Source organism: Psychrobacter sp. JCM 18901 (assembly GCF_000586435.1).
Lineage (GTDB): Bacteria > Pseudomonadota > Gammaproteobacteria > Pseudomonadales > Moraxellaceae > Psychrobacter.
In genome coordinates this window covers 212,934-228,587 of record NZ_BAWH01000001.1, presented here as the reverse complement: position 1 = coordinate 228,587, position 15,654 = coordinate 212,934, and the positions used below count along the sequence as shown (strand labels likewise).

The following is a 15,654-nucleotide window of genomic DNA, read 5'->3' as shown; positions in this document are numbered from 1 at the left end:
GTATGGGTAAAAAGTTAATGCATTGGGTGGACGCGCGTTTTCCAGCGACCGAAACCTATGAATACCATATGTCAAAGTACTACGCACCAAAGAACTTTAACTTTTGGTACTTCTTTGGCGTGCTATCAATGATTGTACTGGTCAACCAATTGGTGACTGGTATATGGCTTACGATGATGTACAACCCAAGTGCCGAAGGGGCATTTGCGTCTGTTGAATACATCATGCGTGACGTAAAAGGTGGTTGGCTCATTCGCTATATGCACTCAACCGGCGCATCTGCGTTTTTCGTCGTTGTATACCTGCATATGTTTAGAGCTTTGCTATACGGTTCATACCAAAAACCTCGTGAGCTTATCTGGCTCATCGGTATGGGTATCTACCTAGCACTTATGGCAGAAGGTTTCTTCGGTTACCTACTACCTTGGGGCAACATGTCATTCTGGGGTGCACAGGTTATCTTGAACTTACCTGCAGCACTACCTGTTATTGGTGATGGCCTTGCTGAATGGGTACGTGGTGACTATATCATCTCTGGTATTACCCTAAACCGTTTCTTTGCTCTACACGTTGTTGCTATTCCATTAGTACTCGTGGGCCTAGTATTTATGCATATTGTGGCGTTGCACCATGTGGGTTCGAACAACCCTGATGGCATCGACATCAAAAAGCTAAAAGATAAAAATGGTGTACCATTAGACGGTATCGAATTCCATCCGTACTACACCGTGCATGACATGGTTGGTATCGTAGTGTTCTTTATCTGTTTCTTTGCAGTGGTATTCTTCTTCCCAGAAGGCGGCGGTTTCTTCCTTGAGCCACCAAACTTTGAGACAGCGAACTCACTGAAAACACCAGCGCATATTGCACCAGTATGGTACTACACGCCTTTCTACGCTATCTTGCGTGCGGTTCCTGATAAGCTTGGTGGCGTGATTGCGATGGGTGGTGCGATTGCCGTATTGTTCTTGATTCCATGGCTTGATAGGTCTCCTGTGCGCTCTATACGTTACAAAGGTATATTATCTAAGATTGCGCTGACCGTCTTTGCTATTAGCTTTGTTGTATTGGGCTACTTGGGTGCGACGCCTGCTACACCAACGGCAACCATCATGGCTCGTGTATTCACGATTCTATATTTCTTGTTCTTCTTACTGATGCCTTTCTACACTGCGATTGAGAAGTGTAAACAGCCACCAGAACGCGTTACCGGAGGTCACTAATGAACACGCTAATTAAATCCCTAGCTGGTCTAGGCTTAGGCGCGGCATTAACCTTGACTGCTGGTACGGCAATGGCTTCAGGCAGTGGCTGCGGTACATTCACCAATGCAGATGGCGTTGATGAACACCTGGCTTGTAGTACAGCTCCTATTGATTTTACCAATAAGGGCTCACTACAAAACGGCGCGAAGATCTTTATGAACTACTGTGCTGGGTGTCACTCAGCCAAGTACGTTCGTCATTCGCGCATTGCCAAAGATTTAGAGATACCGCCTGAGTTGGTTGAAAAGTATTTGATGGTTACTACCGATCAAATCGGTGACCACATTACTGCTGAGATAGATCCTGAGATTCAAGCGTCTTGGTTTGGCGCAGCGCCTCCTGATCTATCACTTGAGACACGTCTGCGTGGCGACGACTGGGTATATACTTACCTACTATCGTTCTATGAAGATCCAAGCCGTCCTTGGGGCGCGAATAACTTAGTACTGGCCAATGCAGCGATGCCTCACGTATTGCATAACATGCAAGAAGAGTTGAGCCAAGAAGAGTTTGAATCTGAAGTTGGTGACTTGGTTAACTTTATGGCGTGGATGGGTGAACCTGCTCGTCACGACCGTCAAGTCATTGGTTTCTTCGTAATTCTATTCTTATTAGTACTGCTCATCCCAGTTTACTTATTGAATAAAGAATTCTGGAAAGATGTCAAATAAGTCATAGTCAGCAGTTAGTTTTTAGAAATAAAAAAGGCACTACTTCGGTAGTGCCTTTTTGTGCCTTGATATAGAGTGTAAATACTAGATAATCCGGAAAATAAGTCGCTCAGCGCTAATGTTTACGTACTCTACCTTGATAAACGTTGCGAGTTTGTTTACGATGACAACCTTCACTATTAACATTAGGCTTTCATGATTGATGCGAATGACATTCCAAGTAGTCAGCTAATTTTGTATGCTGATGACGGCTACGACAGTCATGTGGTACGCCTATTACTTGAAGAAAAAAAGCTCGCTTACTATTTGTCTCGCTTACATTCTGAGCGCCCTGAAGATTTGACTGAGCTAAACCCTTATCACACCTTGCCTGTATTACAGCAGCGTGAGATTGCGCTTTATGAGGTTAACGTCATTTTTGAATATCTTGAAGAGCGTTATCACACAAACAAATTGCTCCCTGAGACACCGCAGGAACGTGCACAGTTTCGTCAATTAGCTTGGCGCATACAACGTGATTGGCTTTCGCTCGGTAAGCGCCTGCTTATCCATCCAGACAGCTTTAACAAAGCACAGGCAGCGTTGGCCAAAAAACAGCTCAGTGATTCGTTAATTACCTTATCTCCGCTGTTCGCCCACAAGCCTTATTTTATGGCTGATGAATTTGGTTGGTGTGATATATTATTAGCACCATTATTATGGCGATTAGATGAGATGGGTATTGAGCTGCCACGTGCCATTAGCCGTCCATTGTTTGAATACCAAACGAGAGTGTTTGAGCGTAGTAGCTTCCAAAAAAAAGCGTGCGTTGATTAGACAAGTATCAAAAGCTGTCCTAAAATAAAGTATAAATAAGATAGACGTTAATTAGCATCTGTCATTTGATAAATTGCTAAACGAGATATTTTTCATTATTAAAAATTATTAGTATAGGAAATCATTAGATGAGCGAAACCACCTCTATTACACCTACCCGCCCTTATATGGTACGTGCACTATATCAATGGATAGAAGACAACGCTCTGACACCATACTTGATGGTCGATGCCACTGCTGACAATGTGCAAATACCAACCGAACATGTGCAAGACGGTCGTATTGTATTGAATATCGCCAGCCGTGCTACTGGTAACATGAGTATGGAAAATGACTATATTCATTTTAGTGCGCGCTTCGGCGGTGTATCACAAGAAATATGGGTACCACTTACTGCGGTGATGGGTATCTACGCTAAAGAAAACTCGCAAGGAATGTTTTTTTGATCCAAAAGAATATGATAACTATCAGCCAGAAGACGACTCAGCGCCAATGTCTAACAACAGCGCTATTAAAACCCCTAAACCAAAGCGCGATAATAAAGCAGGTTTAAAGGTCTTAAAGTAGAAAATCTTGAAATAAATAGAACCTTAGACCAATTCTATTTAACCCAATAAAAAAAGCTAGCCATATTTAATATGACTAGCTTTTTTATTAACTATTTAAAGGCTTATTAACTTTCTATAACTGATAAGCTTTTAAACGGACACCTACTGATTAGGTTCTTGGCAGTGTCACGCCGCGCTGACCTTGGTATTTACCACCACGATCCTTATAACTGGTCTCACAGACATCATCAGCATCGCTTTGGAAGAACAGCATTTGCGCAACGCCTTCGCCAGCATAGATACGGGCTGGCAGATTGGTGGTATTACTAAACTCTAAAGTAACGTGCCCTTCCCACTCTGGCTCAAGTGGCGTCACGTTGACGATGATACCGCAACGCGCATACGTTGATTTACCTAGGCAAATAGTCAATACATCACGCGGAATACGGAAATACTCCATAGTACGAGCTAAAGCAAACGAATTAGGTGGAATGATACACTCGTCACCAACGATATCGATAAAGCTTTTATCATCGAAGTTTTTAGGATCAACGACCACTGAATGTACGTTGGTAAAAACTTTAAATTCAGGAGCACAGCGCACATCATAACCATAGCTTGAGGTGCCGTAGCTAACCAAACGCTCGCCTGCATCATTAAAGCGCACTTGACCTGGCTCGTACGGTTCAATCATGCCGTGCTCTTCGGCCATTTTACGAATCCAGCGGTCAGACTTAATAGACATTGTTGTTCCTTAGCAAATATTTAATAGCGACGATTATACGGAATTGACGGCTGAATTTATAGAGGAGCGGCTACTTAAAACTGAATACAGCCATTAATCTCATTTATTCCCATGTTATGTCTTAGAAGCTACCACTTGGCAAAATGATCTTCTGCGAGCCCCATGACATTATCAAGCCTAATAACTTCATCTCTTATTCGAATTTCACCACTATAAAAACTATCCACTGCTCAAAGATACTGGCTATCACACCAAAATTATCGGTCTTTTTATAGACGGTAATCGGTGTGAAGCTCAAATCAATATCGACATTGCTCCACCCTAGATTTTGATGATAGATACGCCATGGCTTTGAGATGCTAGCGTCAGTTTCTACATTTTCTATACTTGGCTCAAGACTGTCTGGCTGACTTGATCGAATATTGGAATCCTCACGAGCAAACATAACGGGTGGTAAATAAAATATTTGCCCATCAAGCCAGCAAGCATTTTCACTGGCTCCTGTCTCATTGACACCCATAGACAGATTGAGCAAAAAGTGTCGACCATCTGACAAATAGCTAGTGATACAGCTCCAAAACCAATTGGTCTCATGACGCATATAGCCGAGCGTCCAATCTAGATTGGCAATAGTAGCATCGGTGAAGGTTATTTTTTGAGGTTGAGCATCAGGAGCATCAGGAGCATCAGTATGAAATTTCGACTTGGCTTTAATGAGCAAATGCCAGATAGTGCGGTCAACGGCTCTTTTTGCGTAAACGTCCAGCCACGCCTAGCAGTCGGCGTACATATGGCTAACGGTTGTGCGCTTCGTGCTAACGCTGCCGTTATTGCAACATACTGACTGTTAAGCGCAATATTCATCTGAGCAGGACTAAAATCTAAGGTGACGCTGAGCTTTGTATGTGTAAATGCCATCTGCCCTTGATAACCATCACCGCCTAAGTGCGTATGATGCGTCAAAGGCTGTAGCGCTCACAGACTTCTAGCTGCTGAGTATCCTCATTATAAATGTAAACGAAAGCACTGGTCGCAAGCTTAATCGTTGCGAGCGCGAGGCACATCGATACGGGGGCTGGAGTATCTGAATGAAACAGAATTGGTTGGCTTTTAGTTCTTTACGCCAGTTAGGTAAGGATTTTTGTGAAATGAGATGACTATAATAGTCTAAGTAGTTGATACTTTTGACTTGGGAGAAAACACCAAAAACAGGCTGACCATTTTGGATAAGATATTCGAGATTTGCCAGTTTCAAGTTGGCGGCAGTATACGGTTTGTCGTGGCTTTTATTCATGATATCGGCATCCTAGCCAAATTTTTCTAAAGGTACTATCTGTCCTTGATAGCTCACGGTGCTATGTGAAATCCTTCTTTTTGCCTGTACAGCACCCACAAAAAATGCTTCAGTTATCACCTTAACTTCAATATTGGTTAATCCATCTGCTAGTGTTTCTGTAACATTGATTGATGCAAGCGCACTCACCCATAAAAAGTGTCTTGGAAACTTTTTTTAACAGCTCAGCGAGAGCCTTTGTGAATTTGTTAAAATCGGCAATTACCATTCGGCGATTGCTAAAGTCAGCATTAATCTGATAGCGTTTGCTACTGCCATCTTTATAGTAGCAAACGGCAATCAACTGATTGTTTGAGAGTTCAATGATGTATATCGGCGGTCGAAATAATCGTAAGACTCTATACTGCTTGGGAGTATTGTCTAAATGGCTTTGATAAATAGATAAGTTCAAAATATCCTCTTTTTAGACAATACATTCACTTTAAAAGTCGCCAGCTTAGGCTACTTCTCCATTATCAAAAAATCCGCTTATCATCGACAGGCTTTGCAAATTTATTGATATTGGTTTCAATATTTTTGGCAATATCTAGGTAATATTGTGCAAACTCATCATCAGCCAAGACACTCGGTATGCCTTTATCAACTTGTGCACGAATGCCACTGGCAAGTGGTAACTGACCCAATAGTGGTACATGATACTGCTCAGCGATAAACTCACCACCACCCGTACCAAAGATTGCTTCGGTGTGATTACAGTTGCTACACGTGTGTAGCGCCATGTTTTCAACCACGCCAAGCACAGGAATATTGGTCTTGTTAAACATCTCAACGCCTTTTTGCGCATCGAGCAAGGCAACATGCTGCGGTGTCGTGACAATGACAGCACCTGTGACTGGAATACGCTGCGCCAATGTCAACTGTATATCACCCGTACCAGGCGGCATATCAATCACTAGATAGTCTAGCTGCGGCCAGTTGGTTTGATTATATAGCTGCATCAATGCACCCGTTGCCTTCGGTCCACGCCATGCGACCGGGGTATTATCTCCATCAAGCAAACTACCGATAGAGAGCATTGCCATACCATGCGCATCAACTGGCACGAACTGCTCGTTTTCTAGTTGCGGTTTCACATCAGCAACGCCTAGCATCGTTGGCATACTAGGACCATAGATATCTGCATCTAGCACACCAACGCGATTACCAAGCTTCTGTAGTGCTAGTGCGATGTTGACCGTCGTTGTCGATTTACCAACACCGCCCTTACCTGATGCCACGACAATAATATGACGGATACGAGGATGCGCTGCCAACGATGCTTGGGTAGGTGCAGCTTTCGTAATCGGTGGCTCAGCGTTAGTGCTATTAGCATTGTTATTAGCGCCAGATGAAGGCTGAGATTCCATCGCATTGGTTGTCTTTGGCATCTGCTTTGGTAAGCTTGAACCTGAACCCTTTTCTGGCGCAGGCAGACGCACATTCATATGAATCGTGGTAATACCATGCGGGTGTAGCAACTGCCCGAGCTCCTGCTGGATAACTTCAGGATTGCTATCTTTTGGCAAACGCAGGTCTAACGTAAGTGCTTCGCCATCACGCTCAAGTCCTGTGACCATCGTGGCAATACTGACGGCACCTATCTCATATCCAAGTAGGACTTTGTCGACGGCACTATCACGCTCTGCCTGCTGCTGAGGCGTTTCGGTTTTTGTGGTTTTTTTTCTTCATAAAGTTAAACATAGCTACTATTATGGCCTATACAAGTGGGTAGATCTGACAAATCGCTCAAGTCGTCTCGTTGCGCATATTACAACCGATAACGTTAATGAGTATATTAGCCAAACCTTCTATCGTGACAGTGTAGCTGAATTGGACGCATAAAAAACCACAACGCCAGTAGGTCTGACGCTGTGGTATATGCAAATGGCATATATATTAATTCATAAACCAACCATGACTGGCAACGATAGATTGTCCAGTGAATACATTGGTTGGGAAAGCCGCTAAAAATAGCGCCAATTGGGCAATGTCTTCTACTGTCGTAACTCTTTATCTACGGTATTGACCAGCATAATATCGTTAATAACCGACTCTTCACTGATGCCCTTTTCAGCTGCTTGCTCTGGGATTTGTTTTTCTACCAATGGCGTTTTGACAAATCCTGGGCAAATCACATGCGAACGTACCTTATGCGCTGCACCTTCTTTGGCTAACACACGGCACAGTCCTAGTAGTCCATGCTTAGCAGTCACGTAAGGGGCTTTGTATAATGAGGCCTCATGCGAGTGCGCAGAGCCCATATAAATAACTGTGCCGCCCTTATCGCCTTTATACATGTGCTTAATCGCGGCTTTAGTGGTCAAAAAAAGCGCCATCTAAGTGGATATTAAGCATTTTCTTCCAATCGCTAAACGCCATTTTATCAATAGGTCGATGATCTGAATACCAGCATTAGAAACCAAAATATCAATACTGCCAAAAGTATCAACTAGTTGTTGTACACCATCGTTTACCGCATCTTCTGAGGTAACATCCATAGCAATCGCCAGAGCACGTCCACCAGCCGCTTCAATAGCATCAACCGTCTTTTGTGCTGCTTCGAGATTAATATCAGCAATACCAACCGCTGCGCCTGCTTTTGCATAAGTTTCAGCGATGTCACGTCCGATACCACTTGCAGAGCCAGTGACCAATGCTACTTTGCCTGTCAAATCTTGTTCTAATTGGGTCGCCATACATATTCCTTATCATGGTCTAAAATATTATTAGTTTTTATAAAATTGAACTGAACAAATACGCCACTATAGTCATAGTGGCGTATTTATTTGCGGGAGAAAACATATTAATCTTACGACAGTCACTTTATTTCACAAAGTTTACTGAATAATACTTACTGGTGTTTTTTCTTGTAGCTCATCAAAGCTTACACCATCTGCTAATTCAACCAGTTTGAGACCTTCATCCGTAACGTCTAATACAGCAAGCTCAGTAATGATACGATCAACCACGCCTTTACCCGTCAATGGTAGCTCACAGTTTGCCAAAATTTTTGGGTCACCGTGTTTATTAACTTGCTCCATCAATACAATCACACGCTGTACGCCTGCAACCAAATCCATCGCGCCGCCCATGCCTTTGACCATCTTTTTGGGAATCATCCAGTTAGCAAGATCACCTTTCTCTGAGACTTCCATTGCACCCAATATGGCCAAGTTGACATGACCACCACGAATCATAGAGAAAGACTCTGAGCTACTGAAATAGCTAGCACCAGCTTCTGCAGTCACCGTTTGCTTGCCCGCATTAATCAAGTCCGCATCGACGTTTTCTGCTGTAGGGAACTCACCGATACCTAGCAAGCCATTCTCTGATTGTAGCCATACGTCCACGCCTTCAGGAATGTAGTTGGCGACCAACGTTGGGAGACCGATGCCTAGGTTCACATAGTAGCCATCTTGTAGCTCTTTTGCAGCGCGTTGCGCCATTTGCTCTCTTGTCCATGCCATGCTGATTTCCTTATTTTTTGCGATATTCTATTTTTATTCATTTAGACAGCCAATTATTTAATCAATTGGCTGTCTAAACTATTATCAATCTAAAGTTAACTATTGATTTCACGTACGATCAAGCGTCGACCACGTTTCTATTTACGCGCCTTCTACAGCTTTAGTCGTGGTCTTTTCGATACGTTTTTCAGGGCTAGCATTCAATACAATACGCTGAACGAAGATACCTGGTAGATGCACTTCGTCTGGATCAAACGTACCTGTTTCGACGATTTCTTCGACTTCAACAATTGTGATTTTACCGGCCATTGCACAATCTGGATTAAAGTTACGAGCGGTTTTGTTAAAGATTAAATTGCCCGCTTTATCAGCTTTTTGCGCTTTGATTAGAGCAACATCAGCACGTAATGAGTGCTCTAACACATAAGTACGCCCATCAAAGTCGCGAGTCTCTTTGCCTTCAGCGACTAATGTGCCTACGCCCGTTGCGGTATAAAATGCAGGGATACCAGCACCGCCTGAGCGTAATTTCTCAGCCAATGTGCCTTGTGGGGTCAGCTCAACCTCTAGCTCGCCAGCCAAATATTGACGCTCAAATTCTTTGTTTTCACCAACGTATGATGAAATCATTTTTTTGATTTGGCGTGTCTGTAGCAACAGACCAAGACCGAAGTCATCGACACCAGCGTTGTTACTGATACAAGTCAGCTCTTTAACTTTGCTATCACGCAGCGCTGCAATTAATGCTTCTGGAATACCGCATAGTCCGAAGCCACCGATCGCGAGCGTTTGCCCATCACTGACGACGCCTTTTAGCGCTTCTTCGGCACTGTTATATACTTTTGACTGACTCATGCTTGTCTCCTATGACTGTTATTTATATTTTTAATCCGTGCATAAACTAATGCTGAATTAAGTGTCTCAATTATCCGTTTGATTGTTATGAAAATTAAAAACTAAAAGCGAAAATGAACCACGCTAATTTTTCTTTTGAGCGTTATAACCTTGTATAGTCAATTCAATTTAAGAATAGTACAAGGCAACCGAGTGTAGATGTATATTAAATACTTCAAGCGAGGTGAACGCAGTAATACTTTTATAGTGAAATGACTATACCAATAGCCAAAACACGCTCATGATAATAGCACCCGATACTGCCAATACTATTAGGCAGTAGCCCATGATAGCGCGTGCATCCAAACCTGCGATACCCAATAATGGCAAAGCCCAAAACGGCTGAATCATGTTGGTCCATGCGTCACCCCATGCAATCGCCATTGCAGTAATGGCTGGACTAACACCCAGTTCGATACCAGCAGGAATCATAACAGGGCCTTGTACCGCAAACTGTCCACCGCCCGATGGTACAAAGACGTTGACCAAGCCAGCACTTAAAAATGCAAAAATCGGAAAGCTGTCTGCGGAAGCGGAATTGACAAAAAAACTCGGTCACTTGCGTACTGATAGAGATACCATCCGCATTTGCTCCCGTCATGATGCCCATGATGCCGCCGTAGAATGGGAACAATAACACAATACCTGTGATGCCACCGATACCTGAGTGTACAGCACGATAATAACGCTCTAACGTGCCATGCGATAGCAAACCTATGAATAAGAATAGCCCAATGACGATGTTTAGCCCTAGGTTAAAACCGTTACTACCAAACTCGCTGATATAGTACATCAGTGCTAAGGCCAATAAGATGACAGCGATAATACGGCTATCATCTAGCTTTTGTGCAGGCGTGTCTCTTTGGGGTGCGACGTAGATCTCTTCTTTGATCAGTTTAGGATCAATAACCGTAGGGTTTTTAGGATGCATAAAGCGATTGACGAGTGGCAAAATAACGATAAGCAAACCTACTAGCAGCATGTTGTAGCCTGCAAATACCGTTTGAGATAAAGGCACTGCTTCTGTCATAGTATTGCCTGACAACGTCAGTAACGTATCACCACCAGAGCTGAGTGTCAGAGGTATCGAACCTGAAAAACCACCATGCCAAATTACAAAGCCTGAGTAAGCAGCAGCGACCAATAGTGGATAATCGACATTAGCCACTTTTCTAGCCAGTGCCTTTGCAAAGATTGCCCCGATGATTAAACCAAACCCCCAGTTTATCCATGAACCAACCAGTCCAACCAAGGTTGATACGATAATGGCGGTCGTAGGAGAGTGAACTCTACTAGCGAGATTGTCCAATAAGCGTTGGATAAATGGAGCGCTGGCAAATGCGTAGCCTGTCACTAGGACTAATGCCATTTGCATGGCAAAGCTATGTAATGACCATAGCCCATTGCCCCAGTGCCCTGCCATAGCAATCATATCTTGGCCAGTAATAGCCAGTCCCACCGCAAACGCGATAAGGGTTAAAACGATCGAAAATACGAATGGGGATGGTAGATAGCGGTTAACTAACTGCACGCTTATATTGGTGATGGCACTAAACATATTCACATTCCTTGTAAATTTAATGTTTGGTTTTAAAAATTATAGTTAGAGCTATGTTGAACGATTATCATATTTGAGAGCAATTACTGTTTACTGCACCTAATAAATGGAAAACATTGTATTTTATATTGTCACTCATAACAATACATTTTATATCGCTATATCATGCATGAAACACTTGTGCTAACTTAACATATTATTTTCGTAGCGACTAGAAAATAACCATCAGCGCATGTGAGTCAACGCTGTGCAGTATATAGATCGGTAAGATATTAATGATGGATAGCGCATGAGTCTAGATTTATGTTTGATAAAACAGACGAAATAGACCTGTTTTGATTAATTTTATTGACCTATATGGATAAGCACGGCATACTCGCTGCCTTATTTTTTTTGCCAAGGAGGGCTATCATGTTTAGTACATTTGCGATTGTCATCACCCTATTATTACTCATGTTTTTTGCTTATCGCGGTTACTCTGTGCTGATCCTAGCACCGATTATGGCGACGCTAGCAGTCTTACTATCAGGTGACTTCTTAAGCACCATCCCCGCTTATACCGATGTCTTTATGGGCGCGTTAAGTGGATTCTTACTCAAGTTTTTTTTCCTATATTCTTGCTAGGGGCATTGTTTGGGCGTTTGATGGCCGACTCTGGTGCAGCAACTGCCATTGCCAATACCGTCGTCGAAAAGCTCGGTGCCAGCAAAGCCATACTTGCAGTGATTTTGGTCTGTACCATTTTGACTTATGGTGCGTCTCGTTATTCGTTGTGGCTTTTGCTATTTATCCAATCGCCAAAGACTTGTTTAGAGCAGCCGATATCCCAAAACGTTTGATTCCAGCAGCGATTGCTCTAGGATCATTTACGTTTACGATGACGGCATTGCCGGGCACGCCAGCCATTCAGAATGCCATTCCAATTCCTTATTATAATACCAACGTCTTTGCCGCGCCTATCCTAGGTATCATCGGCGGTACGATCATGTTTATTTGTGGTTGGATGTGGCTGCAATCACGTGCCAGAAAAGCCAATGCAGCGGGCGAAGGCTATGGTCAGCATGATGAAGAGGATACAGGTAGCATTGGTGCGGCGGCAAAAGAAGCTGAGGTATTAAACACTCATCACACTTCTTTTACCATTGCGATGATTCCGCTGGTATTGGTCATTGGCTTAAACGCTATATTGACCTATGTGGTATTCCCGTCGATAGATTTCAGTAGTCTACAAACTCAGTTCCCAGACTTGAATGTCGCAGGCTCACTTGGGTTATGGTCAATTATTATCTCGTTGGTCGTGGCTTGTGTGGTGTTAATTCTGCTACGTATTGGACACTGGAATAATCTACAAAAAACCATCAACCGTGGTACTTATGATTCGATGTTGCCTATTTTTAACACGGCATCAGAAGTGGGTTACGGTGCAGTTATCGCGTCGCTCGCAGGCTTCCTTATCATTCGTGATAGCATTTTAAACCTTACCCCTGACAACCCTCTGATCTCAGAAGCCGTCGCGATGACCACGCTTGCTGGTATCACAGGCTCATCGTCTGGCGGTTTGAGTATTGCGCTGTCGACATTAGGTGAAGACTATCTAAGAATGGCCGTCAATGCGGGTATCGACCCTGAGCTGATGCACCGCGTAGCCGTTATGGCGGCAGGTGGTCTTGATACGCTTCCGCACAGTGGCGCGGTCATCACCTTGCTAGCGATTTGTGGTCTGACCCATAAGCAATCTTATTTAAATTTGGCGATGGTTACGATGGTCATTCCATTGGTTGCTGTAGTCGCTGTGATTATCTTAGGTACCATGTTCGGTTCATTCTAAGCTAGCTTAGTAACTTAGCTATTTATTGTGACTAACTATTGGTATCTAGGTGAATAATGGATAAATAAAAACCCACTCGGCATACTGCTTGGTGGGTTTTTTCATGGCTGATTGATAACTATTCTATAACTATCAAATACGATGCAAGGCTATTGTTTATGGTTAATAAGTGCTTGCCAAATGAGAAGTAATTACCAAGGAATATCACAAATTTATTTGATTTACGGTATCATAGGCACACTTTTTGAATTTTTATTATTTTTAGAAGTTTTTAGCATTAACGATGTCGCATCTATGAGCGATGAGCCGCTTAAGATGTTCGATAACTAACCCGTTTATATAAAAATATAGGTGATTTTGTGCGTGAGATTCTAGTAACCAGTGCGCTGCCCTACGCCAATGGCTATATCCATTTGGGGCATCTTGTAGAATATATTCAGACTGACATTTGGGTACGTGCGATGAAAGCGCAAGGCCATCAGGTCACCTATGTCTGCGCGGATGATGCACACGGTACGGCAATCATGCTCAAAGCAGAGGCCAATGGCGTAACGCCAGAGGAACAAATTGCCTCAGTTAAAGCCTCACATGAAGCGGATTTTTCAAAGTTCCTTATCAACTTTGATAACTACCACAGCACGCATTCAGAAGAAAACAAACAGTTCTCTGAGCTGATTTATCGTCGTCTCAATGATGCTGGTCATATCAGCACAAAGGATGTCGAGCAACTATTTGATCCTGAAAAGCAATTATTTCTAGCTGATCGCTTTGTCAAAGGTACTTGTCCAGAGTGTGATTCACCAGACCAGTACGGCGATAACTGTGAAGTATGTGGCACCACTTATGATGCAACGGATCTAAAAGACCCACATTCGACACTGTCTAATGCAACGCCTGTGCTCAAAACCTCTAAGCATTATTTCTTTGACTTGCCAGAGTTTGAACAGTTCCTAAAAGACTGGACGCGCAGTGACAACCGTTTGCAAACGTCAGTCGCCAACAAACTTCAAGAATGGTTTGAGGCAGGACTTGCCAGCTGGGATATCTCACGCGATGCACCCTACTTCGGTTTCCAAATCCCAGATACCCCAAGCGATGAGCCAGACAAATACTTTTATGTGTGGCTAGATGCGCCAGTTGGCTACATGGCAAGCTTTAAAAACCTCTGTGATAAGCGTGCAGGAACAGACCAAGCGCTTGATTTTGACCGCTACTGGGCACAAGAAAACGAGCACAAAACTGAAGTTTATCACTTCATCGGTAAAGACATCGTTTACTTCCATGCCTTGTTTTGGCCAGCGATGCTAGCAGGTAGTGAACTGCGTACGCCGACTGGCGTCTTTGCCCATGGTTTCTTGATGGTCAATGGCGAAAAAATGAGTAAGTCACGCGGTACTTTTATCAAAGCCGAGACGTATGCTGAGCACTTACATCCTGAATACCTGCGTTATTATTTCGCCAGCAAACTGTCTGATAAAGTTGAAGACATCAACTTAGATTTAGAAGACTTTATGCAAAAGGTCAACTCTGACTTGGTTGGTAAAGTCGTTAACATCGCCAGTCGTAGTGCAGGATTCTTGGTTAAGAAGTACGACGGTATACTGTCAGAAGTTTGCGTCGAATCAGAGCTGTTAGAAGACATCACCAAAACGGGCGATGAGATTGCTGCTGCTTATGAGAACCGTGAATTCTCACGTGCCATGCGCCTAATCATGCAATGTGCGGACAAAGCCAACGAATATATCGATGCCAAAAAACCATGGTCATTAGCGAAGTTGGAAGGTACTGAGCAAGAAGTTCAAGACGTCTGCTCGGTCGCTATCAATATCTTCCGACAATTGATGGTTTATCTCGCGCCAGTATTACCTGAACTGACTAATAATGCCAAAGAGTTTTTGAACCTTGATGACTTAAGTTTTGCCAGTCGTAATGAGTGGTTACTAGGACATAAAATCAATAAGTTCAAACCACTAATGCAGCGTATCGAAGAAAAAGATATTGAAGCAATGGTAGAAGATTCTAAAGCATCCTTAACTCAAGCAGACGCTCCTGCTGCGACTGAAAGTAGTAAGCCTGCCGCAAACGAAAAAGCACCTGCAACAAATGCAGATGCTGAGCAAACTGACTATATTGGTATCGAAGACTTTGCCAAAGTCGAGATGAAAGTTGCACACGTTTTAGCCTGTAACCATGTAGAAGGTGCTGATAAGTTACTACAGTTCACACTAGACGTTGGTGAAGACAAGCCACGCAATGTGTTTAGCGGTATTCGTAAGTTCTATGAGCCTGAGCAATTGATTAATAAAAAGGTTATTTGCGTGACCAACCTTGCCCCACGTAAGATGAAATTTGGCGTATCAGAAGGTATGGTATTGTCAACTGGCGAGCCAAAGACAGGCTTAACTGTCGTTACCTTACCGGATGCTTGTGTTGTTGGTGATGTATTGGCTTAGCTGTTATTTTTAGGATTAAGAAATAAAAAAGATGCCCTAAGCGGCATCTTTTTTATGGTTGATTTAGCAAATGACT

General features: G+C 43.2%; 10 protein-coding genes and 5 pseudogenes. 6 read left to right on the top strand and 9 right to left on the bottom strand.

Annotated features, from left to right (window positions below):
- Positions 1–2 precede the first annotated feature (2 nt).
- From TT11_RS01130 to TT11_RS01115, 4 genes and pseudogenes are all read left to right on the top strand, one after another.
- Positions 3–1,223, top strand: a complete 1,221-nt coding sequence (locus TT11_RS01130) for a cytochrome bc complex cytochrome b subunit (protein WP_370587744.1) — start codon at positions 3–5, stop codon at positions 1,221–1,223.
- On the top strand, positions 1,223–1,936 hold the full coding sequence (locus tag TT11_RS01125) for a cytochrome c1 (RefSeq protein ID WP_101205476.1): 714 nt from the start codon (positions 1,223–1,225) through the stop codon (positions 1,934–1,936). Before TT11_RS01130 ends, TT11_RS01125 begins: the two co-directional genes overlap by 1 nt.
- A gap of 195 nt (positions 1,937–2,131) precedes the next feature.
- The gene (locus TT11_RS01120) at positions 2,132–2,752 is read left to right on the top strand and encodes a glutathione S-transferase N-terminal domain-containing protein (protein WP_261868805.1); all 621 of its coding nucleotides are present in this window, start codon (positions 2,132–2,134) and stop codon (positions 2,750–2,752) included.
- Positions 2,753–2,880: 128 nt separating this feature from the next.
- Positions 2,881–3,319 (top strand): annotated as a pseudogene (locus TT11_RS01115) (ClpXP protease specificity-enhancing factor).
- Between the two features lie 150 nt (positions 3,320–3,469).
- On the opposite strand, the gene dcd reads toward TT11_RS01115, so the two are convergent.
- The 9 genes and pseudogenes from dcd to TT11_RS01065 form a co-directional block, all read right to left on the bottom strand.
- On the bottom strand, positions 3,470–4,045 hold the full coding sequence (gene dcd, locus TT11_RS01110; RefSeq protein ID WP_058024138.1) for a dCTP deaminase: 576 nt from the start codon (positions 4,043–4,045) through the stop codon (positions 3,470–3,472).
- A gap of 128 nt (positions 4,046–4,173) precedes the next feature.
- Positions 4,174–5,339 (bottom strand): annotated as a pseudogene (locus TT11_RS16810) (DUF2804 domain-containing protein).
- Between the two features lie 12 nt (positions 5,340–5,351).
- Entirely contained in the window at positions 5,352–5,528 is a 177-nt protein-coding gene (locus TT11_RS01095; protein ID WP_261868802.1) for a hypothetical protein, read from the bottom strand.
- Between the two features lie 326 nt (positions 5,529–5,854).
- Positions 5,855–6,922: pseudogene (gene apbC, locus TT11_RS01090) on the bottom strand (iron-sulfur cluster carrier protein ApbC); the annotation flags it as partial.
- Positions 6,923–7,372: 450 nt separating this feature from the next.
- Positions 7,373–8,074 (bottom strand): annotated as a pseudogene (locus TT11_RS01085) (3-hydroxybutyrate dehydrogenase).
- Positions 8,075–8,215: 141 nt separating this feature from the next.
- Positions 8,216–8,845, bottom strand: coding sequence for a 3-oxoacid CoA-transferase subunit B (locus tag TT11_RS01080; protein WP_057759289.1), 630 nt, complete (start codon positions 8,843–8,845; stop codon positions 8,216–8,218).
- A gap of 141 nt (positions 8,846–8,986) precedes the next feature.
- On the bottom strand, positions 8,987–9,700 hold the full coding sequence (locus tag TT11_RS01075) for a CoA transferase subunit A (protein WP_261868801.1): 714 nt from the start codon (positions 9,698–9,700) through the stop codon (positions 8,987–8,989).
- Between the two features lie 255 nt (positions 9,701–9,955).
- On the bottom strand, positions 9,956–10,228 hold the full coding sequence (locus tag TT11_RS01070) for a TIGR00366 family protein (protein ID WP_261868800.1): 273 nt from the start codon (positions 10,226–10,228) through the stop codon (positions 9,956–9,958).
- Complete coding sequence (locus TT11_RS01065) at positions 10,140–11,297, bottom strand: TIGR00366 family protein (RefSeq protein ID WP_261868799.1); 1,158 nt, start codon at positions 11,295–11,297, stop codon at positions 10,140–10,142. The genes TT11_RS01070 and TT11_RS01065 overlap by 89 nt, the downstream gene beginning before the upstream one ends.
- 411 nt (positions 11,298–11,708) lie before the next feature.
- On the opposite strand from TT11_RS01065, the pseudogene TT11_RS01060 reads away from it, so the two are divergent.
- Together TT11_RS01060 and metG are read left to right on the top strand one after the other, a co-directional pair.
- Positions 11,709–13,125, top strand: a pseudogene (locus TT11_RS01060) (GntP family permease).
- A gap of 359 nt (positions 13,126–13,484) precedes the next feature.
- Entirely contained in the window at positions 13,485–15,578 is a 2,094-nt protein-coding gene (gene metG, locus TT11_RS01055; protein ID WP_261868798.1) for a methionine--tRNA ligase, read from the top strand.
- Positions 15,579–15,654 lie beyond the last annotated feature (76 nt).